20 protein-coding genes and 1 pseudogene are annotated in these 20,248 nt (G+C 63.2%); 6 read left to right on the top strand and 15 right to left on the bottom strand.

Annotated elements, in window-relative coordinates:
- Nucleotides 1-160: 160 nt before the first annotated feature.
- The 14 genes and pseudogenes from PSC72_RS12035 to PSC72_RS11970 all read right to left on the bottom strand — a co-directional run bounded on the left by PSC72_RS12035 (nt 161) and on the right by PSC72_RS11970 (nt 15,697).
- Entirely contained in the window at nt 161-925 is a 765-nt protein-coding gene (locus tag PSC72_RS12035) for an IclR family transcriptional regulator (protein WP_274326114.1), read from the bottom strand.
- Between the two features lie 236 nt (nt 926-1,161).
- Nucleotides 1,162-2,022 (bottom strand): fumarylacetoacetate hydrolase family protein, encoded by an 861-nt coding sequence (locus PSC72_RS12030; RefSeq protein ID WP_274326113.1) that lies wholly within the window; start codon nt 2,020-2,022, stop codon nt 1,162-1,164.
- Between the two features lie 750 nt (nt 2,023-2,772).
- On the bottom strand, nt 2,773-3,453 hold the full coding sequence (locus tag PSC72_RS12025; protein ID WP_274326112.1) for a hypothetical protein: 681 nt from the start codon (nt 3,451-3,453) through the stop codon (nt 2,773-2,775).
- Complete coding sequence (locus tag PSC72_RS12020) at nt 3,450-4,316, bottom strand: carbohydrate ABC transporter permease (protein ID WP_274326111.1); 867 nt, start codon at nt 4,314-4,316, stop codon at nt 3,450-3,452. The genes PSC72_RS12025 and PSC72_RS12020 overlap by 4 nt, the downstream gene beginning before the upstream one ends.
- Entirely contained in the window at nt 4,309-5,250 is a 942-nt protein-coding gene (locus PSC72_RS12015) for a carbohydrate ABC transporter permease (RefSeq protein ID WP_274326110.1), read from the bottom strand. Before PSC72_RS12015 ends, PSC72_RS12020 begins: the two co-directional genes overlap by 8 nt.
- 35 nt (nt 5,251-5,285) lie before the next feature.
- Nucleotides 5,286-6,680, bottom strand: a complete 1,395-nt coding sequence (locus PSC72_RS12010) for an extracellular solute-binding protein (RefSeq protein WP_274326109.1) — start codon at nt 6,678-6,680, stop codon at nt 5,286-5,288.
- 146 nt (nt 6,681-6,826) lie between these two features.
- Complete coding sequence (locus PSC72_RS12005) at nt 6,827-7,978, bottom strand: ABC transporter ATP-binding protein (protein ID WP_274326108.1); 1,152 nt, start codon at nt 7,976-7,978, stop codon at nt 6,827-6,829.
- 76 nt (nt 7,979-8,054) lie between these two features.
- Nucleotides 8,055-9,653 carry a GMC family oxidoreductase gene (locus PSC72_RS12000; protein ID WP_274326107.1) on the bottom strand — a complete coding sequence of 533 codons (1,599 nt, stop codon included), beginning with the start codon at nt 9,651-9,653 and terminating at the stop codon, nt 8,055-8,057.
- The gene (locus tag PSC72_RS11995; protein WP_274326106.1) at nt 9,650-10,207 is read right to left on the bottom strand and encodes a gluconate 2-dehydrogenase subunit 3 family protein; all 558 of its coding nucleotides are present in this window, start codon (nt 10,205-10,207) and stop codon (nt 9,650-9,652) included. The genes PSC72_RS12000 and PSC72_RS11995 overlap by 4 nt, the downstream gene beginning before the upstream one ends.
- 625 nt (nt 10,208-10,832) lie before the next feature.
- A pseudogene (locus tag PSC72_RS11990) lies at nt 10,833-11,147 on the bottom strand (RtcB family protein); the annotation flags it as partial.
- A gap of 13 nt (nt 11,148-11,160) precedes the next feature.
- Nucleotides 11,161-11,985: a hypothetical protein gene (locus PSC72_RS11985; RefSeq protein WP_274326104.1), complete on the bottom strand. Its 825-nt coding sequence runs from the start codon at nt 11,983-11,985 to the stop codon at nt 11,161-11,163.
- 35 nt (nt 11,986-12,020) lie between these two features.
- Nucleotides 12,021-12,383, bottom strand: a complete 363-nt coding sequence (locus tag PSC72_RS11980) for an RtcB family protein (RefSeq protein WP_274326103.1) — start codon at nt 12,381-12,383, stop codon at nt 12,021-12,023.
- A 279-nt stretch (nt 12,384-12,662) separates the two neighbouring features.
- Nucleotides 12,663-14,342, bottom strand: coding sequence for a PKD domain-containing protein (locus tag PSC72_RS11975; RefSeq protein ID WP_274326102.1), 1,680 nt, complete (start codon nt 14,340-14,342; stop codon nt 12,663-12,665).
- 332 nt (nt 14,343-14,674) lie between these two features.
- Entirely contained in the window at nt 14,675-15,697 is a 1,023-nt protein-coding gene (locus tag PSC72_RS11970; protein ID WP_274326101.1) for a hypothetical protein, read from the bottom strand.
- Between the two features lie 43 nt (nt 15,698-15,740).
- Here PSC72_RS11970 and PSC72_RS11965 point away from each other — a divergent pair, with 43 nt between their 5' ends.
- Nucleotides 15,741-16,733: a transposase gene (locus PSC72_RS11965; protein ID WP_274322795.1), complete on the top strand. Its 993-nt coding sequence runs from the start codon at nt 15,741-15,743 to the stop codon at nt 16,731-16,733.
- Nucleotides 16,734-16,774: 41 nt separating this feature from the next.
- Nucleotides 16,775-17,203, top strand: a complete 429-nt coding sequence (locus tag PSC72_RS11960; protein ID WP_274326100.1) for a tyrosine-type recombinase/integrase — start codon at nt 16,775-16,777, stop codon at nt 17,201-17,203.
- 254 nt (nt 17,204-17,457) lie between these two features.
- On the opposite strand, the gene PSC72_RS11955 is transcribed toward PSC72_RS11960, so the two are convergent.
- A complete protein-coding gene (locus PSC72_RS11955; protein ID WP_274326099.1) occupies nt 17,458-18,105 on the bottom strand; it encodes a hypothetical protein in 648 nt (215 codons plus the stop codon).
- Nucleotides 18,106-18,862: 757 nt separating this feature from the next.
- Between PSC72_RS11955 and PSC72_RS11950 the strand changes: the two genes are divergently transcribed.
- The 4 genes from PSC72_RS11950 to PSC72_RS11935 are packed head-to-tail and all read left to right on the top strand — an operon-like array spanning nt 18,863 to nt 20,229.
- Nucleotides 18,863-19,033, top strand: coding sequence for a hypothetical protein (locus PSC72_RS11950; protein WP_274326098.1), 171 nt, complete (start codon nt 18,863-18,865; stop codon nt 19,031-19,033).
- Nucleotides 19,034-19,062: 29 nt separating this feature from the next.
- Nucleotides 19,063-19,287 carry a hypothetical protein gene (locus PSC72_RS11945; RefSeq protein WP_274326097.1) on the top strand — a complete coding sequence of 75 codons (225 nt, stop codon included), beginning with the start codon at nt 19,063-19,065 and terminating at the stop codon, nt 19,285-19,287.
- Complete coding sequence (locus PSC72_RS11940; protein ID WP_274326096.1) at nt 19,280-19,543, top strand: hypothetical protein; 264 nt, start codon at nt 19,280-19,282, stop codon at nt 19,541-19,543. The genes PSC72_RS11945 and PSC72_RS11940 overlap by 8 nt, the downstream gene beginning before the upstream one ends.
- Entirely contained in the window at nt 19,543-20,229 is a 687-nt protein-coding gene (locus PSC72_RS11935) for a hypothetical protein (RefSeq protein ID WP_274326095.1), read from the top strand. Before PSC72_RS11940 ends, PSC72_RS11935 begins: the two co-directional genes overlap by 1 nt.
- Nucleotides 20,230-20,248 lie beyond the last annotated feature (19 nt).

Here is a 20,248-nt window from a genome sequence, read left to right as displayed (position 1 = left end):
GAGGGCCCAGCCGTCGGTGTCTCACTGGGTCAGACGAACGACGGGTCCCCGACGGACTCGTCCACGGCGGTCTTCCAGAAGTGGTCCGGCGTCCAGCCCGCAGGCCGCTCGCGTTCTCCGTCGGGAACGCCGACTCGTCCCCGTCCAGGCCGCAGTCGGGCTACTTGTGTCGCATGTTGACTTCGATGATGTTGACGGTGCTGAGCACCTTCTGGGGGACGCGTTCGCGGAAGTGTTCGCCCTGCATCCGGCTCTTGATGCCGGAGACGCTGACGGCGCCGACGACCTCGTCTCCGGAGGTCCGGACCGGCGCTGCGACGCAGCGGATCCCCTCGAGACGCTCCTCGTCGTCGGTGGCGTAGCCGCGCTCGCGGATCGCGTCGAGTTCCGCGCGCAGTTCGTCCTCGTCGGTGATGGTGTTCTCCGTCACCGACGGGAGTCCGTGCTCCTCGATGATACCGTCGAGCCGCTCGTCGTCCATGTAGGCCAGCATCGACTTCCCCAGCGCGGTAGTGTGGAGGTGAACGCGCTTGCCCTCGAAGGTATCCAGCGAGAGCGCCTCGTCCCCCTTGCGCTTGAGGAGGAACACGCCGAGCCCGTTCTCCTCGACCATGAGGTTCGCGTGGTCGCCGACGTCGAGCGCGAGATTCTGGATCTCCGACTCGGCGATCCGGCACAGTCGCGAGCGCGTGCGGGCGTACCCGCCCAGTTCGAGTAACTTCATGCCGAGCACGTACTCGTCGTCCTCCCGCACGAGGTACCCCAGGTCCGTCAGCGTCTGCAGGTGGTCGTGGACGGTGCTGGTCGGCTTGTCGATCGCCTCGACGATCTCGGTCATCGTCATCCCGTCGTGGTCTTTGATCCGGTCGAGGATACGGAAACTCACCGCGGTGGCGTTTATCTTGGGGCCATCGCCGGGATCCATATCCCGCTACAGGCGTCGCGCGCGCTTAACGGTTCCGACGATATCGGAATTCAGCCCCGCCGATCTCGGGCGTAAACGGCGCCTTCGCGCGAAGACGAATCGATCGTCGCCCGGTCAGGAAGTGCCCGCTTCCCGTACGAAGTCGATAACAAACCCGAAAGAGACGCGACCGCCGATCGGCGTGCGGTCCCTGGAACGTCGACCCAGTTGATCTGTCAACGAAGGCGTTCACACGGTCAGACTTCGACGACGTCGTTCTCCAGCGTCCCGACCCCCTCGATGGTGATCTCGACTGTGTCCCCCTCGCGGAGCGTCACGTCGGCCGGCGGGATGATCGAGGTCCCGGTGAGCAGGACGGTTAGTTCGGGCACGTAGTTGTGGCGCCTGAAGTACGAGGCCAGTTCCTCGCAGGTGCGGACCATCTCCGCGGTGGAGGTCGACTCGCTGAACACCGACTCGCCGTCGCGCTCGATGGTCATCGACATCTCGAGGTCGTGCGGGTCGTCGACCAGCGCGACGGCGGGACCGATCGCACAGCTCCGGTCGTAGATCTTGCTCTGGGGGAGATAGAGCAGGTTCTCGCGCTCGATGGAGCGGCTACACACGTCGTTGCCGACGGTGTACCCGACGATCTCGCCGTCCAGGAGGACCAGCGATAGCTCCGGCTCCGGCGCGTTCCAGTCCGAGTCGCCCCTGATACCGACCGCCTCGCCGGGACCGACCGTCCGGGTGGGCGTGGCCTTGAAGTACACTTCGGGCCGCTCGGCCTCGTAGGCGTCGAGGTACGTCTCACCGAGCCCGCCTTCCTCCTGGCGGTCCTCCTGGCTGATAGCGTAGGTCACGCCGGCGCCCCAGATCTCGTCGGGCCGCACCGGCATGCGGAGTTCGCTTCGGACGGCCTCCCGCGCGACGGTCGGCGCGTCCTCGCACAGCGCGGCCGTCAGGTCAGTCAGCGACCGGTCTGCGATGGCGGCCGACCGGGCGAGCTCCCTGAACGAGTCGATCCCCACGGCCGCCTCGCTCAGGTCGTACAGCCCGTCGTCGTGCTCGACGACGACGGCTGGTTCCGTTCGGTCGCCTGTCTGGAAATATCTCATTCGTCCGTTTTTAGTAACCGCCTTTGAGGATAAATATGTTATCACCGCGCACACCCTCCGTTCGGCGATCGCCGAAACCGGGCCCGCGAACTGTCACTGCGGCGACCCTGAGAGGTTCGATCCCGCGTTTCCGTTCTGTTCCGAAAAGGCCGGAACGATCCGACCACCGCTGGAAGCGGGCCAGTCGCCTTTGGATTACAGCCATAATTTTGTAATCTGTTACTCCGAGTTAAACCAGTGATATTTGATACCGCATATCGCGTTACTGTTTGCCACAGCCGCATTCGACGGACAGGGAACGCACCGATCGTGTCCGGGACCTGTTGAATCGAATCCGGTGACAGGACAATCAAACAGCAGTCCACGCTACCCGCCGAACAGCGGCCGACGGTCTGATCTCGTGACGTCCGATACTATCGGAACTGGACGGGCCGCGTCGTCTGCGCTCGGATAGCGTCTCTCGACACTGATGAGGGGGAGACGTGGTCGAAACGAGAAGCGGCCGCAGGCAGGCCCGCTCTCGGTCTGGCGATCGACCGCGAGCGGCCCGAAGGCGTTGCCGAGAGAGATATCCGGACCGTCGGCGAATCGGGACGTGATCTCGGGTACGGACCGTCTGTAACAGATCGGTCGCTCGGGCGTCTCGTCGTCGGACTCGTCGTGACTGCCTGGGAGAGCACGCCCCCGGCGATGGCGGGCCGTTTTCCGGCACCGGGGAACCGTCGATTCCCGCCCGAGGTCCGTCGGGAGTCAGACGTTTCTGGAATCGCGGTACCCCGCGGTCGGGGGCCGGTCTTCTCCCGGGTGGCTCGGTTCCGTGTCGGCGGCGAAGACGTCGGACACCAGTTCCGTGTGGAACGCGGCGGCGAGCGCGGGGAAGACCACCACGACCGCGACGGTCAGCAGGGCCGACGCTACCAACAGCAGCGACGTGAGAACGAGCATCGAGACGGCGACGAGCGGCTGTGTGACCGTCCAGTAGTACCCACTCCTGACCGCCTCCGACAGGTCGGCGCCACTCGCGAGGCCGACGAACGCCGGCACCAGCACGAGTCCGACGTGGACTGACACGTAGATCCCGGCCACGCCGAGCACGCCGGCCAGCCGAGACCCCGTCGCGACGAAGCGGCCGAAGTACAGGAGGCTTATCGTCGACGTCACGATCACGACGACGCCCAGAAGCAGGGCGTCGAGTCCGTGTTCGCGCAGCGTCTGCAGGACGAATCCGGCGTCGACGCTGCCCTCCTCGCGGATCGATATGAGCGCGGCGTACGCGCCGAGCGTCGCCGGCCCGACCGTGACGACGGGCAGCGAAGCGAGCGACCAGGCGAGGCTCACGACGACGAACGAAACCGCGTGTCCGGGGAGGAGCTTGAACGCCGACCAGAGGGCGCGATGGGCCGATGGAACGCCGGTATCGTTCCCGCTCATTCCGTGACGCCCTGGAGCTCGACAGCGCGCACGAGGTAGCGCTGGAGCAAGAGGAACATCAGGATGAGCGGGACCGACGCGATGAGCGCCATCGCCATCGTCCGGCCCGGCCGGTATATCTGCGCGTTCAGCGTCGAGACGAGCCCGATCGGTAGCGTGTACGACGCGTTGTCCTGCAGGACGATGAGCGGCCAGAGGAACGCGTTCCAGTTGTAGACGAACATGAACAGCCCGAGCGCGGTCATCACCGGCCGCGACAGCGGCAGGACGATCCGCGTGTAGATCTGGAAGTTCGAGAACCCGTCGAGCCTGGCCGCTTCCTCGTACTCTTCCGGGATGTCCTTGAAGAACTGGTAGAGCATGAACACCCCCAGCGGACTGGCCACTGCCGGCAGGATGACGCCGAGGTAGCTGTTGACGAGGCCGAGGTTCGCAACGATGGTGAACAGCGGCACGATGTTCAGGTAGTACGGCACCATGAAGCTCGCGACGATTATCACCAGGATGACCGACTGGCCGGGCCAGTCCATGCGGGACAGCGAGTACGCGATCATGGAGTCGGCGAGCAGGATCAGCAGCGTCGCCGTCCCGGCGATCAGGAACGTGTTGAACGTCCACTTGACGATGAGAGAGTTCTGGAACAGGTACTCGTAGTGTTGAAGCGTGAACGTCTGGGGGATCCAGTGCGGAACGGGCTCGATGGCCTCGGACCGCGGCTGGAACGACACCGTGAGCATGTAGAAGTACGGCATCGCGAACAGGATCGCGAACCCGTAGAGGACCGCGTGGATACCCACGTCTTCGAGCGACCAGTCGTCTCTCAGCCGGTCGAGCCTCGACCGGTCGGCCCGGGCGTCACTCATCGGCGTCACCTCCGATGACGAAGTAGTTGATCAGCGAGATGCCCACCAGGATGGCGAAGAGGATGTACCCGATGGCAGCGGCGTAGCCGTACGCCTGCTGGTTGAACGCCGACTGGTAGAGGTAGTAGACGATCGTCCGCGTCGACTGGGCGGGACCGCCGCCGGTCATGATGTACGGCTGACCGAAGACCTGGAACTGGAGGATGAACTGGATGATGACCACGAACAGGATCGAGTTTCGCATCTGCGGGAGCGTGATGTCGCGGAACGCGCGCCACGTGCCCGCGCCGTCGAGCCGCGCCGCTTCGTACAGGCGCTCCGGGATGCTCTGGCGGCCGGCGAGGAGGATGATGAAGTTGAACCCCAGCAGCCACCAGATAGTCGTGACGGCGAGCGACGGCATCGCCAGCAGCCGCGACGTGAGCCACTGCGGACTGATGCCGAGGAGGATGCCGAGGTAGTAGTTGATCGGTCCGAAATCGACCGAGAGCAGTTCCAGCCAGACGATCGCGACGACCGCGATGGTCAACACGTACGGGCTGAAGAAGATAGTCCGCAGCACCTTCTTCCCCGCGACGTTGCGGTTGACGCCGAGTGCGAGCCCGAGGCTCAGTACGACCATCGTCGGCACCGTGAGCGCGACGAAGTAGATCGTGTTCCAGAGCGCGCTCCAGAAGAACGGGTCGTTCACGATCTGGATGTAGTTCTCCAGCCCGATCCACGTGGACTCGCTGGGGAACAGCGGATTCCAGTCGTGGAAGCTCATGTACAGCCCCTTCACCAGGGGCCACAGCAGGAACACCACGAACGCCGCCAGGTAGGGGATCGACCAGAGGTATCCCTCGATGGTCTCCCGGTTCACCGTGCCGATAGTCTGGCGCCTGCGCTCGTCCTCCCCTCTCCTGTACGACGAAATCTGATCTCGTATTGACATAGTGGAATGGGGTCGGTAAGTCCCCTCTCAGGGTGTCACTTGATCGCGTTCTTGATGGTCTTCATGCCCGATTCGATCGCCGGTTCGGGCTCCGTGTTGTGGGCCCAGACGTCGATCAGCCAGTTCCACCAGTTGGCGTTGTTCGGGTTCCCACTGGGGACCTGCGGGTGGAAGAAGTACGCGTCGTTCTTGGCCATCTCGAGGAACTTCGACAGCGTCTTGTCGTAGATCGGCGAGCTCTCGAGCGCGCCGGACTCGTGGATCTGCCGGGCCGCGGGCAGGTGACCCGCTTCGGACCCCCACTCCGGATTCTGCGTCGTGATCCAGTGGGCGGCCTCCGCCGCGAGCTGCGTCTTCTTGTCGCTGCGGTCGGGGTTCCGCGGCAAGACGATCGTGTGACCGTCGGCCCAGGCCTTCTTCTGCGTGCGGTTGGGCGCGACGAACGGCTTGAAGAAGCCCCAGTTGAAGTCCTCGAGTTCCCGCATGACGTTGACGTACCAGGTCCCGTTCGAGACCATCGCGAGGTTCCCGTTCTGGAACCGCTGGTTGGCCCAGTTCTCCGAGGACGACTGCTGCGTCCAGTTCATCTCACCGGTCATCCGCCAGTACAGCTTGGTCATCTTCCGCCCTGCCTCGTTGTTGAACACCGGCTCGTGCTGTTCGTTGAATATCTGACCGCCGGCCTGTTTGACCCAGCTACTCCACGCGCGGTACGCACCGACGCCGTCCATGTACGGCGTCGGTGCGTACACGTCGTTGTCGGTCTTCGAGGCGATCGTGTCCCCGGCGGACTTGAACTCGTCCCAGTTTTTGGGCGGACTCTCCGGGTCGAGACCGGCCTCCTCGAAGATGTCCTTGTTGTAGTAGATGCCCGCCGGGTGGAAGTCCAGCGGCAGCGCGTTGATGTTCCCGTCGATGGTCACGAAGTCGACGTACGTGCTCAGGTACTCGTCCTCCAGTTTGAAGTCGATCAGCGGTTTGTAGTTCGTGAGGACGTCCCCGTACCGGCGGAGGTAGGACCCGTGCATGATCGCCATGTCGGGCGCGGCGCCCCCGGTCATGGACGTGTACAGCTTGTCGTAGTACTGGTCCCACGGCACCCGCTGGCGCCGGATACCGACGCTCTCGCCGAGTGGTTGTTCCTTGTTGAACTTGTCGATGATCGATTTCATCACGACGCCGTCGCCGCCGCCGAACAGCGTCCAGTACGTGAGGACCGTCTCGGCGTCGGGCGGCGTCGCGGACGGCGTGCCGGTGGCCGTCTGCGTCCCGGCTCCGCCACCTCCGCCGCCGCCACCGCCGCCACCGCCTCCGTCGCCACCACCGTTGCCGGAACAGCCGGCGAGGCCGAGGACGCCGACGGCCCCCACGCCCTTGATGAATTTCCGCCGATTCCTGCGCTGTTCGACGCCTTTGCTACTGTCACGCATACCCGTACGTAGAAACGGATCATATTTAACCGCTCCGATTATTAATTATAAATCCAACAGTTATGCGCCCGTAATACGCGACGAAGGGGCAGCCTAGAGGCCTCAAGACGACAGTAACAGGGACGGCGATGACGGGGGCAGGCGGATCAGTTCTCTGCGGCAGCAACCGAATCGCCGCTGGCGGACGTCTCCGCAGCCACTTGCTCCGAGACGAGGACGTTCTTCCCGGTGTCCTGGCGGAACAGGTGGATGTCCGACTCGGCGAACTCCACCAAGACGTCCGTTCCCTCTTCGGGCTTGACCGATCCGGGGACGCGAACCCGGCACTCGTCCGCCCCCAGCGTGAGGTAGAGGTAGTTGTCGCTCCCGACGGGTTCGCGCACGTCGAGGTGCGCCTCGATCGTGTTCTCGGACGGCTCGTCGACGAGACGGATGTTCTCGGGGCGGATCCCCAGCGTCAGTTCCTCCCCGTCGTCCACGTACTGGTGGGCCTGTTCGAGGCGAGCGTCCGAGAGGCGATACTCAAAGGCGCCCCCGACGAGTTTGTTGCCCTCCAGCCTGACGGGGAACATGTTCATCGAGGGGCTGCCGATGAAGTCCGCGACGAACTGATTGGCGGGCTCGTTGTAGATCTGGTCCGGCGTCCCGATCTGCTGGATCGTCCCGTGGTTCAACACGACGATGCGGTCGCTCATCGTCATCGCCTCTTCCTGGTCGTGCGTGACGTAGATGGTCGTCGTGCCGAGCTCCTCCTGGATGCGCTGGAGTTCGGTGCGCATGTGGACGCGGAGCTTCGCGTCGAGGTTCGACAGGGGCTCGTCCATCAGGAACACCTCGGGGTCGCGGACGATGGCCCGCCCGGTCGCGACGCGCTGCTGCTGGCCGCCCGAGAGACTGCCCGGTTTCTTGTCGAGTTGCTCCTCGATGCCCATCATCTCCGCGGCCTCCTCGACCTTCTGCCTGATCTCGTCGTCGGGCAGATCCGTCGTGAGCTTGAGGCCGTAGGACATGTTCTTCCGGGTCGTCATGTGCGGGTACAGCGCGTAGTTCTGGAACACCATCGCCACGCCCCGATCCTGGGGTTGCACGTCGTTGATGACGGTGTCGCCGATCTCGATCGTTCCGTCGCTGATGTCTTCGAGCCCGGCGATCATCCGGAGCAGCGTCGACTTGCCGGACCCGGACGGACCGACGATCGTCACGAACTCGCCGTCCCGTATGTCCAGGTCCACCCCGTCGACCGCCAGGATTCCCCCGTCATACGTTTTCGTCACGTTATTTATGCTAACGCGTCCCATAGAAACTAATACGACAGTATGAGTTGAAATAACTTTGGCTGGCCGGGGGTTCGACGGACGGTCACCGTCTATCGGATCAGCGGTCTTCGTGGATGTGGTCCGCGGCTTTGAGCGAGAGGGCGGCGATCGTGAGTGTCGGGTTCATGGCGCCGCCCGTCGGGAACACGCTGCTGGAGGCGATCGTGAGGTTCGCGAGGTCGTGCGTCCGGAGACGCGAATCGACGACGCTCTCTGAGGGGTCCTCGCCCATTCGTGTCGTCCCCATCGGGTGACTCCCCGAAAGCGGCCGGTCGGGCGGGGTGGCGTAGTCGATGCTCGCGCCGGCCTCCTCGAGGATGTCGCGCTGGACCCGGATGGCTTTCTCGGCAGTCGCGCGCCCGTGGTCGCCGACCGTCCAGTGGACGTCCGGGACGGGGTTGCCGTGGTCGTCCGTCCGGGAGTCGTCGAGCGTGACGCGACTCGCCGGATCCGGAAGCTGTTCGACGAGCGCCTCCGTCCCGATGTGGCCCCCATAGGAGCGCCGGATTGCCGCCGTGACGTCGTCGCCCCACCCGCCGTCGCTCAGCGCGGCCTCGACCGGCGACGGGCCGGCGTAGTTGAGGAAGCCGACGAAGAAGCTTCCGGGGGACGCCTCCTCGTGGTCGTAGAACTGGTGGGTGACCGACGTGGAGAAGCCGACCTGGTGTTGGCCGGTAGGTTCCGTGAGTTGTCCGGTGACGAGGTACAGCAGGTGGTCCATCAGGTAGCGACCCACGGCTCCGGAGGAGTTGGCGAGTCCGTCGGGGTAGGTCTCGGACTTCGAGAGCAGGAGGAGTCGCGGCGTCTCGATGGCGCCGCAGGCGATCACGAACTGGCGGGCTTCCTGCCGGTGTTCGGTCCCGTCCGGCGTCGCGTAGACGGCGGCCTCGACGCGCTCGCCCTCGGTGTCGTGTTCGAGCCGCTGGACAGGGACCCGGTCGAGGACGCGGGCGCCCTCGGACTCGGCCTTACGAATGTGGACCGAGCCGTCGTACTTCGCGCCGGAGGGGCAGACCGGGTGGCAGGTGCCGTAGCCGACGCAGGCGCTACGGCCGTCGTACCCCTCGCTGTTGCGAGCCTGCGGGACGGAGTGGACGTCGATGCCCAGTTCCTCGCAGGCCGCGCCGAGGATCGAATCGGAGTGGCTCGGCGGGAACGCCTCCATCGGGAACGGCTCCTCCCGGGGCGGCGCGAACGGGTTGTCGTCGGCGCCCGAGACGCCCATCTCCGTCTCCGCCGCGGCGTAGTACGGTCGGAGGTCGTCGTAGGAGATCGGCCAGTCGGTGGCGAGGCCGTAGCGGCTCTCCATCTCGAAGTCCTTCGGGTGGAGCCGCGGCGTGTAGCCGATCCAGTGGAGCGTCGTGCCCCCGACGCCCTTGATGCGCGTCCTGTTGAGCGGATAGTCCACGTCACCCGTGGAGGTGTAGGCGTCGCGCTCGCCGCCCATCCCCCAGACGTCCGTCCAGTCGTGGGCCGGCCGCTGGTGGCGCTCCATGCGCGCCAGCCGTTCGTCCAGGGGAACGCGCGGGCCGGCTTCGAGGACGACCACGTCGTGTCCCCGCGTAGCCAGCGAGTGGGCGACGATGCCACCTGCGGGACCCGCGCCGACGACGCAGACGTCCGCTCGCTCCGACGGCGTGCGGTCGGTCGCACTCATCGGCCTGGCTCCTGCTGGTAGGCCTCCAGCCCTCCGGGGTGGCCCGGCGGGTTCTCGATGCCGGCCAGTTGACCGCCCTTCGGCGAGCGCAGCAGCCCGTAGAGTAACTCGTTGACGAGGTAGTACCGGATCCGCTGGCGCTCGTCGCCCTCCGGATCGGGGTCGACTCGTGACATTCCGAGGGTTTCCAGGAGCGCGTTCCCCTCCTCGGGTTTCAGTTCGCGGAACGGCGTGCCGTACTCCGAGTGCGCCCGGTCGTCCAGCGCGTTCGCGGCGTCCATCATCGCCGCGCGGCGAGCGTCGTCGCTCTCGACCCGACCGGAGACGAACGTCCGGACGAACGACTCGACCTCGGTGACCTCCGTCGGGTAGACGACTTCGGCGAGTGCCACCGCCGTCTCCAGCAGCGCATCGGAGTCCCCGGTTTCCGACGGCGTTCCGTCCGACCCGCCAGGTCCGTCCCTGCCTGCGAGCTCGGACGCGCCGTAGGCCACGCCACCACCGACGCCGATCGCCGCAAGCGCCGCTATCGCGTCGCGGCGTGTCAGTTCCATGAGGCATCCAGCACGGAACTCCAGTTAACTCTTGTGCCGGCCCGGAGACGGTTCGCCGACGCCGACCCGGGTCGAAATTGGATCCGAAACTTCGCTTGGCCGAGTAGGGACCATACCCGTACACACAGCGACCATACGCATAAAAACTCGTAGATGTATTTTAAATTTATAGTATCGGTCGACAGACCGCTCGCTGGCCCAGGCACGGTCGAAACAACTTCGCGATCGATACCGTATCGAACTAGCCCCGAATCGAATCATCAATTTCGGGCCGGAACGGTGTCTCTCGGGACCTGATCGCGTTCCGGCGGATCAATTCTCCGTCAAACGAGACGTTTATTTCCATATTCACCGGAATATGCCAGTAAACCTCGATTTCTGGCGAGTATTGTCCCGCCACACTTCCGGCAGAGACAAGAAATCGACAGCATTGTCAATGTGTCTCACGACTTCGCAATTCTCGCAGCCACAGTATCTGGCATAACTGTGATTGCATCTATTTTTGATCGAGTATATGCCAGGTCTGTAACTGCAATTGAACTGGGATGCCGGTTGTCCGTCGAGTGAGTATCGGACGGGGTATTACAGAAATCGGGATTTCCGAACCCGGAACGAACTGCAGCACTCACTCCAGCGCCTTCAGGTTGTGTACCGGGTCCAGCCAGTCGACGACCTCGGCGGTCGGTTCGACGGCGTCGGCGATCGCCTCCGCGGGCTTGTAGGCCATCGGCGCCTCGTCGAGGACCTCGTCGACGACGGACTCGGAGTAGACGCCCTCCATCGACGCCTCGAAGTCCTCCAGCGAGAGCGACTCGTGAGCCTCGCGGCGTCCCATCACGCGGCCAGCGCCGTGGGGCGCCGTCTGGTGGTATTCGTCGTTCCCCCGCCCACGGGCGAGCAGCGATCCCTCGGCCATGTTGAACGGGATCACCAGTCGCTGGCTACTAACTCCGTTAAGGTGGCTTTAGTTCAGTGTACGCTTTATACGTATCTGCCCACTTGTATTCAAAACCAGGCGGCGCCCGCCCTGCCCATTCTAAGAGTTCCGAGGTATCTTCTACGTCGAATACAAATCTTCCATTTCGATGCGTTGGTTCGAAACCCACTTCTTGAAATAAGCTAGTGATGAATTCAGCTCGATCTTGTTCATTTTTACAGGTAATTGTTGCATGAGGATTCGCTGCTTTCGCTCGTATATTGAGTGTCCCATCACCACAATACCATTGCTGGAATATTGCTGGTGTCAATGAGAGATTGGATGGATACCGCTTTTGATAAGTATCATACCAGCCACGGAATCGGTTTAGCTGTGGTGACCGACGGGTGAGAAGGAGATAGGAGGGTTTCAGAACCGTCGAATTACGGATAGGATCTAAAGGTGCCTCTTTCGCTCTTTCCAATTGTTCCGACGAGCTATGTTTTAATTTCACCCCGGTAGAGAAGGGTTGCAGTCGCTGATCTAGCCACTCAAGGTATTCTCGATTTGCCATCTCAATGCCGATACAACAATTTGTCCCATCACGAAGTAACGTGCCATCCCCCATTAACACACCTGTCAGCAGTTCTAATTGCGTTGATGAAAGAGCTGGCCATCTACACGAAGAGTTATTCCAATGCTTTCCAATATGAGCAAATCTTTCTCCGCATCCCTTACATTCGACTGTTTGAGTTTCCCCAACTCCGGCTAATTCCTTCGCTCGCGTCCAGCTTCCAAACCGATTTACAGCGCCTGTATAGCTCGGGAATCTATCGTCTTCATTGAAAGTGGCTGGAGTCACCTTCCCATGCTCCTCATGACACCTCCGAAGTGAGCTCAGCCATTCTTCATCTGAATACGCCATTTTGATTTAAGATTGTGTATCGTATCGAGTCGCTCTTCAATATCTACAGTTGGCCGGATATTCTCTAATATCGAAGACGGATTTTTGTATGCGATAGGCACTTCATCAATTGGGACATGCTCTGTATAGACATTTGTCGTATTTACATATATATTTTCGTCCTTACGGGTTTCTTTCGCTTCTGTTCTTCCCATCTGCCGTCCAGCGCCGTGCGAAGCCGTCCTGTGCCACGAATCGTTCCCAAGACCTCTACAAATCACAGATCCATCCACCATGTTGAATGGAATAATTAACCGTTGATCTTCGCGAGCGGCAGTTGCCCCTTTGCGAATCACCAGCTGTTGAGTGATTCCGCGGCCACCCCGAGTAAGCCTTCGAGGACCGTGGGAGAGGGCGACAGTGCGTTCCTCTCCACTGACCGTGTCGAGTTCCGGGGTACACTCGGTATACAGTCGACCGGCAGACGGCCGCTCGCCGCAAGCACTAGATCATTATCGCGGTTATTATTATCCAGATAATGACCTTCTACGACAGGGACGATGAACTCGAGGCTCTGAGACCGTCCTTCCATCCGGTCAGAACGTCAGGGGGCGGTGAATTCAGCAGTATCCGAATTAACTATCGACCTCCTCGACGGCGATCTCGACCTCGTGAGTCGTCGAGTGGCCGGTGTTGTCGGTCGCAGTCAGCGCGACGGTGTAGGTCCCCGTGGTATCGTAGGCGTGGGAAGCCCACCAGCCCTCAGCCGTGGTTCCGTCGCCGAACTCCCAGGCCAGCGCGTCGATCCAGCGGTCGTTGCCGGAGGTGTCGCGGGCCTCGAACTCGATAGTTTCGTCGACGGCCAGCGCGGTCGTACTCGGCTCGGCCTTCGCGAGCTTCTCGGTCAGCTCGGAGACCGTGATCGCCAGCCCGTGGGTGGTCGACTCCCCCTCGTTGTCGGTGGCAGTGAGCCGGATCTCGTACTGGCCGGGGTCGTCGAACGCGTGACTGACCGACCAGCCCTCGGCGGACTCGCCGTCGCCGAACGTCCACTCCAGCGAATCGATCCAGCGGTTGTCGGGCGTGGTCTCGTGGGCCTCGAACTGGACCGTATCGCCCTCGGTGGCCTCGGTCTTGCCCGGGCGCAACAGGGCGAGCGGTTCATCGGAGGTCTCGGCGAGCCACTGCCTGATGAACCCGCCGTGTTCCTCGGGCGCCGAGCGCAGCGTCCACTCGTCGGCGCCGCCCGCGCCGGGCGAGTCGAACATCGCCGGCGCCCAGGAGTCGTCGAAACACCAGGCGGCCCACCCCATGTTGTCGTAGCCCTCGACCCACTCGCGGAACGGCTGGCCCCAGTCGGTGTTGGTGCCGTGGTCGAGCCCGTCGCTGTAGGGGTCCCAGCCGAACTCGGTGACGAAGACGGGCACGTCCTCGGCGGGCGCGCCGTAGGTGTCGTCGAACTCCTCGGGTTGTCCGTTGTCCGGGTAGATGTGGGCGGCGTAGATCAGGTTCTCGCCCTCGAAGGGGTACTCCGGGGCGAAGTTCGTCCGGGAGGTCCAGCTGGGCGACCCGATGACGATGGGAGTCTCCGGCGCCTCCTCGCGGACCATGTCTACCCACGGCTGGGCCGTCTCGCGCCACAGCAGCCACTCGTCTTCGGGGCTCTCGACGCTCTCGCCGTTGTCGCTCCAGAAGATCGGGTACGTCGGTTCGTTGAACAGCTCGTAGAGGACGTGGTCGTCGTCGGCGAATGCCGGCGCGACGCCGCTCCAGAAGTTCCGGACGATCTCGTCCGGACTGGTGTCGTAGTCGGCGTCGTCGGCGGCCGCCTCGGTGTAGGGGTGGACGAGGTGATAGTCGATCAGCGCGTAGGTGCCCCGCTCGGCCAGCAGATCGACGACAGGCCGAAGCACCTCGTCGACCAGCGCGTCGACCCCAAGCTGGTCCACGTCCCACTGGGTGACAGGCAAGCGGACCACGTTGGGGTACCAGCCCCGGGCCGGATTGCTCGCCCAGCCGACGACTTCCGTGGGCGTCTTCGGGTGGATCCCCTCGACCTCGTAGAACCCCATCGACGCCGTCGCGAGCCCGCGCAATCTGACTTCCTCGCCGTCGGCGTCTCTGACCCACCTGCCGTCGGTGTGCAGCCGCGACGGCGTCTTCCCGTCGGCCGCCGCGGTCCCCGCAAGCCCCCCGAGGGCGACTCCGGCCACGCCCGCACCGGTCGCCCGGAGGACGCCCCGACGCGTCGCCGTTCGTTCCCGTGTGCCCGTTCCCCGCTCGTCTGATCCGTGCGAATTGGTGTCTGGTGCCATTCCACTCTATCATCGGAACAACATGATTTAATACCCTGGTTGAATGAAACGTCGATGATCTAATTATCAGTGGATTTCACGTTCTGGAACGCCCCCGTCCGGGCGGACCCCTGGGGGAACAGTCGATAGCGTCAACTGCGCGATCTATCTGTCGACAACACGGTCGCTTTTGGAGAAAGTGATCACCGCGACGTTCTGGTCGAAAGGTCGCGGTCGGACGTAGCGCTTCCCGCGAGGGTAGCAGTGGACTTTGGCAGTGCCGTCTGTCCGCTGTGGGCGTTCAGATCGGACCGCTTCCGCGACGAGCAGCCGAATGCACCCGACCGCTCACGTCAGTCGAGACTGGCGAAGAGGTCCCCCAGTTGCGACACCGCGGCGTCGAGTGTCGCTCTCGCCTCCGCCAGTTCGTCCGTCGCCTCGGTCGGTGTCTGGGCCGCCGCGACACCCGCCGTTTCAGTCCCCGTCTCGGTCGGCGTCGCTGTAGCGGTCTCCGTCGGGGACGGAGTCGGTGCCGGCGTCGGCGTCGCGGTCGGCGTCTCAGTTGGGTTTTCTGTCGGCGTCGCTGTCGGTGTCTCCGTCGGGGTTTCTGTCGGCGTCGCTGTCGGTGTCTCCGTCGGGGTTTCGGTCGGCGACGCGGTGGGCGTCTCTGTGAGCGACGCGGTGGGCGTCTCGGTCTCTGTCGCCGTCGCCGTGTCAGTAGCCGTCGCAGTCGCCGTGTCTGTCGGCGTCTCCGTCTCGGGACCCGTCGTCGTCTCGGTGGGTGACGAAGTGGCCGTCTCGGTCTGGGTGTCAGTCGCCGTCTCGGTCGCGGTCGAGGTGGCCGTCTCGGTTCCCGTCGGGGCGGCGGTCGTGCCCACGGGCGTCTCGGGGCGCTCGAACGCGAACGTCAGGTTCCACTCGCCGTCGACGGGGACGCTGCGGCCGTCTGCAGACTCCGCAGAGGCGGTGTAGTTGCCCGTTTCGAGGGTCGTCCCGTCGATCTCCGCCGTCGAATCGGCCCCGACCGCGAGTGTCGTCACGACGCCCGACTCGTTCGCGACGGTCAGGTCGACCGACTGATCGTTGGGATTCGTCGCGGTGAGGTTGTCCTCGACGGACAGCGTGACCGAGTCGAGATCCGGCGGGAGTTCGAACGGCCACTCGGTCTCGCCGTTGACTGGCACGGACTCGCCCGCTGCGGTCCCGGCGGTCAGCGTGTACGCGCCGGGGTCGAGCCCGGTGATCGACTCGTTCGCACCGGCGGCGACCTGGAGCGTACGGACCGGTCCGGTATCGTTCGTGACGGTCACCGTGAGTTGCTCGTCGGTCGGGTTCTCCGCCCAGACGACGCGGTTGCCGACGGTCGAGGGTGTCATAGAACGATTAGCACACCAAAGAGCAGGGTGAACGCTGAGGTGGATGAGTTCAGCGACCCTGCAAGATGATCCTTCGGTAGAGTCGTTCTTCAATGTCGTGGAGACAGAGACGCTAGCGCTGTTCGAGCACCTCTCCTTCGAATTTCTCGAAGAGTTTGACGTGTTCGCCCCGGCGCAGACGGGGCGAACACGAGACCACGAACCACCAGAGCTGATGCGTGGCTTTCTCCACTGCTACTACAAAGATATCTACGGCATCCGCCCCGTCGAACGAGAGCTTCGGAACACGGTCGTCTGGTTGAGCTGTGGCTTCGATCGACCGCCGTCGAGAGACGCGGTCGATCGCTTCCTCACCGACCTCGAACACGTCGCTAACGAGGTGTTCGATCACCTCGTCGAGCAGGCCGCCCGCCGCGGCCTGCTCGACTTGACCTACTGTATCGATTCGACCGACGTGAGGGCGATGCCAGCCGACCCAGATGCGTCAAAGTGCTACGATCCAACCAAGGACGAGTACTACTACGGCTACGGCTGTACAATCGTCTCGACCGGGCAAAAGATACCGATCGCAGCGGAGTTCACCGAGAGCAAACAAGCACCAGAAGAGACGGCGATGCGCGTCACCCGTGACGCGCTCGCCGTCGAGCAACCGATCTGGATGGTCGGTGACAGCGCCTACGACACGCTCGACTGGCACGACCACCTGCTGGCCGCAGGGGTCGTGCCAGTCGCTCCGTACAACGCGCGAAACACCGACGACCCGCTCGATATCGAGTACAGGGTCGAAGACCGCATCGAGGAACACAGTGAAGACGTTCAGCTGAAGCAACCGACGCTAGATGAGACGTACAACCGCCGCACGGGAGTTGAACGAACCAACGAATCAGTGAAGGACTGCGGCCTCGGGCGCACCCACGCCCGAGGCCGCGTCCACGCACGAGCGCAGGTGTTCCTCGCGCTGTGCCTTCGCCTTGTCATCGCGATCACCAACTACGAACGTGGAGACAATCCGGGAAGCACGATCATCACGGTGTGAGAAGAGTTCTATGACACCCTCGCGACGAACAGACTATCAAGGTGTGGACGGAGAAATCGGGGGACGCGCGGACGGTCCCATACCCCGATTCCCTCCGCCAACAGTTGGCGAACTGGATGGACGTAGGGCGCGGGATGGTCTACGGCGCGGACGAATCCCCGTACCTCTTTCCGACCCGCCAAGGCGAGAGAATATCGGGCGAAACCGTCCGCTACGTGGTCACTCAAGCCGCGGAGGAAAGCGGGCTTCAAGAAGTGTACGGGACCGACGTGGAAGGCCGTGAGCGGGCGCTTGTCACGCCTCACACCCTCCGCCACAGTTTCGCCGTTCAATGCGCCAAGAACGGGATGCGCGCCCCGTTCCTGCGGGACCTGTGTGGACACCACGACATTAACGTCACTGAGATTTACCTGAATCTCGCCAACGACGACGCGGTGGACGCGGGGCGGAAGTACGGACCCCAAGCCTGAACGACGCTCGAAGCGCGGACGGACCTACTTTTGACGACGCTACCCCACACCTTGGACAGTGGAAACACCGCTCCACGGGACTGAGTGACCGCCACCGCCCCGCGTGTCGGGAGCGGTCGGGCTGACGCCCTCCCTCCACCCCGCGGGCTGGCTACGCGCGTCGCGTCGCGTCTAATCGGAATTGAGGGCGTCGGGACAAGTCCCGACTCTCAAGCCCGACCACTGTCGGGCGAGGACCGACCGCCACCGCCCGCTTATCCCAGTTGAATCGGGTCCGCCACGTCACTGAGTGACATACCCACCCATTCGAGAAGGTCCACCGCGTCGTAGTGAGGGACCACTACCACGTCGGGATGCCAGTGGTAGCGGGCGGTATGGGTGTCCTCCGCATACCCCTCCCCGTCGTATTCGACCGTGGCGACGCCCTCACGGGCCAAGAGACGGCGTAAGTGGTCGCCGTCCACGTCGAAGCCTCGCAGGTCCACGTGGAGCGACCCGAACAGGTCGCCCACCCACGTCGCCCGCTCCACGACTATCAGACGCGCCGTGAGCGGTCGCAGTCGCGCCACGTCCGTGGGTCCGCCGTAGGCCACGGACGGGTGGGGGACGGACGTGAGCGCCCACATATCGCTACTGTGGGGGTCGGTCGCCTCGACGTGGCGACGCGGAGAGTTCGCCAACCACCCGAGCGCGTCCGCCACGGACGCCAACCGCCACCGCTTGGTCGAAAACACCTCTAATCGAGGTTCTGTGTTATCCTCACGGACGTTCGCCCCGAGTAGTATCAAATATTCGACTATCGCCCGCTGGCGGTCGGACAGGTCGGGGCGGTCACACCTCCCGACGGCGTAGTGTTGCCCAAGTCTCTCGAATCGGTCGCCACACTGCGGACACCTGTTCATAGTTTTGACGTAACTCGCGGGAAAACGCCCCCGCTATGAGACGACTTTCCGACATTTTGATATAATTCGCAAAGCCGTTCGACACCATTCACACCGCTGGATTCGTCCCACGGCGGACACCGCTGGCGCGTGATTCGTTCTTTGATTCGCTTGATTTTGTCGTACATTTTTCACGTCCGTATCCGTGGGGACGTATCAGTTCACGGAGGTATCTCGACCGCCAGCATAATCCCCGCGCGTGGCTCCACGTCGGTGGACCGCTCCGCCACCGACCTGACCGCTCCACGCCCACGTCCCCAACGGGCTTACCCAATACTATTCCGAGCGGACAGAGAACGCTTGAGACGGCGGTTTTCGTTTAGGCGGGTGTGAGGGGGTCGTCCCGTGTTGAGGCGTTGGGGCGGAGTTATTAACTCGGGTTGGGGAATATCAACTTTCCAACATTGGCGTTGGGGCGTCTCGCGGGGGAATAGGGGCGTCTCACGATATAACGGCCTTAGAATCGCTTAGAGCGTGTTAATAACGACTGACTCTAATTACGATGGACATAGAGCGGTGGCCCCGAGGGGCGAACCGCTGAGGACTGAATTATGGCCCGACGACAGAACCGAGTACGACTTTCCGACGACGAACTGAAACAAGTAAAGAAAACCCGTGAGCGCGTCTATGGGGACGAACGTGTCCCTATGGGCGTGGTCATTGACCAAGCGTGTGAGGAAATGGTCAAGAACCGAAAGAAGGCCAGTAACGTCCGCCTATGAACGCGGAAACCTGCGAAGCGGACGGGTGTGAGGGCTGGCCGCAGTATCCCGACGACGACGGCCATTACTACTGTCGTGGCTGTTACGACGGCGACACTGAGTTTCGCCACGTCCCCGACGAACCGACTGGATACCGAACCGACCTGATAGCGAGGTACAAGGCTTGAGCCGTTCGTATCAGACGAGAAAGGTTAGCGTGGATTCGTCCGCCCTCACGCGGTTAGAAGCCCTCGCCAGTGAGGTAGGAATCTACGACAGTCGAACAGACGCGACCCGAGACAACTACGAAGAAATCATCAATTTCCTTATGGAATACTACAACGAAAACGACATCCCCGACGAACTGAGCGACGACGAACAGACAACGACCAAATACACCGTGGCGGGCGAGAGTGAACCCGCGGAGGGCGGCGATGAGTAACGATTTCACGGTCAAGAACCGTCAGAACGTGGACGCCTTCGACCGCCTCACCCTGAACGCCGACCACCGCCTCACTTTCGAGGACGGGACGCTTACGGCGGTCTACCCTGCGGGAGCGGACGAAACGGAGTACGTGGTAGCATTGTTCCCCGTGGAGGACGGGGCGGTTGAACTCCCCGACGGCGCGGTGGTCCTCGAAGCGACGGACACCGTGGTCGCCCTTACGCCCGCCACGGCCTACGGAGGTGGCGAGTAATGTACGACGTGGCGACGGCGCGGGACCGCGACGGCGACCGCGTGGAGGACCGCAGTGAGCGCGTGGAGGACCTACTGAACGGCGACCGACTTGGGTACGGAGAAGGCGACCCGCTGGCGGCGGATTCGTACCAGAATTATCCGACCGAACCCACCCAACTGAGCGCCCCCAAGTGGCGCGACTGGGTGGAGGCGCTACTGAGCCATCCCGCGGTCGGGTCCTACGACGACGCGGTGGCGGAGGCGACGCCCACCGCGGACAAAGTGAGCCGTAACAAGTGGCGAGAAGCCATCCAGAACGCCGCAGGCGCGTCCCAGTTGGACGCGGGGGAACTGTTCGACCTTGGCGACGACGGCGAACAGAACGCCACTGAGGACGCTCTGAGCGTTCTCACGGAGGCGTGGCCCGACGACGCGGTACGGTCGGATAACCCGCTCGTGGTCGCCAACCTGTATGCGGGGCGCGGACTGTCCACGGCGGAAATCGCCCGACTGTTCGACTGTTCGGAGGACCACGTTCGTGGCGTTCTCCGCCAGTGTGGCCTACTCGAAGGCGCGGAGAACGGGACCGTGGACCCGACGGACGTGAAGGACCTGCGACTTGGCGGGACCACGGTGTCAAATCTGGATAATGTGGAGCGGTCCAGCAGTGGCGGGCTGAGCGTAGATACCCGAGACTTCGAGTAACAGACGGTAACTGAACGGT

This window comes from Halosimplex aquaticum (assembly GCF_028747785.1).
GTDB lineage: Archaea > Halobacteriota > Halobacteria > Halobacteriales > Haloarculaceae > Halosimplex > Halosimplex aquaticum.
Note: the sequence above shows the minus strand (reverse complement) of the source record. Positions and strands in the feature narration are given on the sequence as shown.

What these genes read in the sequence shown, in the direction of transcription:
- PSC72_RS12035 (WP_274326114.1), bottom strand. Translation starts at nt 925, where the DNA reads ATGGATCCCGGCGATGGCCCCAAGATAAACGCCACCGCGGTGAGTTTC.
- PSC72_RS12030 (WP_274326113.1), bottom strand. Translation starts at nt 2,022, where the DNA reads ATGAGATATTTCCAGACAGGCGACCGAACGGAACCAGCCGTCGTCGTC.
- PSC72_RS12025 (WP_274326112.1), bottom strand. Translation starts at nt 3,453, where the DNA reads ATGAGCGGGAACGATACCGGCGTTCCATCGGCCCATCGCGCCCTCTGG.
- PSC72_RS12020 (WP_274326111.1), bottom strand. Translation starts at nt 4,316, where the DNA reads ATGAGTGACGCCCGGGCCGACCGGTCGAGGCTCGACCGGCTGAGAGAC.
- PSC72_RS12015 (WP_274326110.1), bottom strand. Translation starts at nt 5,250, where the DNA reads ATGTCAATACGAGATCAGATTTCGTCGTACAGGAGAGGGGAGGACGAG.
- PSC72_RS12010 (WP_274326109.1), bottom strand. Translation starts at nt 6,680, where the DNA reads ATGCGTGACAGTAGCAAAGGCGTCGAACAGCGCAGGAATCGGCGGAAA.
- PSC72_RS12005 (WP_274326108.1), bottom strand. Translation starts at nt 7,978, where the DNA reads ATGGGACGCGTTAGCATAAATAACGTGACGAAAACGTATGACGGGGGA.
- PSC72_RS12000 (WP_274326107.1), bottom strand. Translation starts at nt 9,653, where the DNA reads ATGAGTGCGACCGACCGCACGCCGTCGGAGCGAGCGGACGTCTGCGTC.
- PSC72_RS11995 (WP_274326106.1), bottom strand. Translation starts at nt 10,207, where the DNA reads ATGGAACTGACACGCCGCGACGCGATAGCGGCGCTTGCGGCGATCGGC.
- PSC72_RS11975 (WP_274326102.1), bottom strand. Translation starts at nt 14,342, where the DNA reads ATGGCACCAGACACCAATTCGCACGGATCAGACGAGCGGGGAACGGGC.
- PSC72_RS11970 (WP_274326101.1), bottom strand. Translation starts at nt 15,697, where the DNA reads ATGACACCCTCGACCGTCGGCAACCGCGTCGTCTGGGCGGAGAACCCG.
- PSC72_RS11965 (WP_274322795.1), top strand. Translation starts at nt 15,741, where the DNA reads ATGAGTTCAGCGACCCTGCAAGATGATCCTTCGGTAGAGTCGTTCTTC.
- PSC72_RS11955 (WP_274326099.1), bottom strand. Translation starts at nt 18,105, where the DNA reads ATGAACAGGTGTCCGCAGTGTGGCGACCGATTCGAGAGACTTGGGCAA.
- PSC72_RS11950 (WP_274326098.1), top strand. Translation starts at nt 18,863, where the DNA reads ATGAACGCGGAAACCTGCGAAGCGGACGGGTGTGAGGGCTGGCCGCAG.
- PSC72_RS11940 (WP_274326096.1), top strand. Translation starts at nt 19,280, where the DNA reads ATGAGTAACGATTTCACGGTCAAGAACCGTCAGAACGTGGACGCCTTC.
- PSC72_RS11935 (WP_274326095.1), top strand. Translation starts at nt 19,543, where the DNA reads ATGTACGACGTGGCGACGGCGCGGGACCGCGACGGCGACCGCGTGGAG.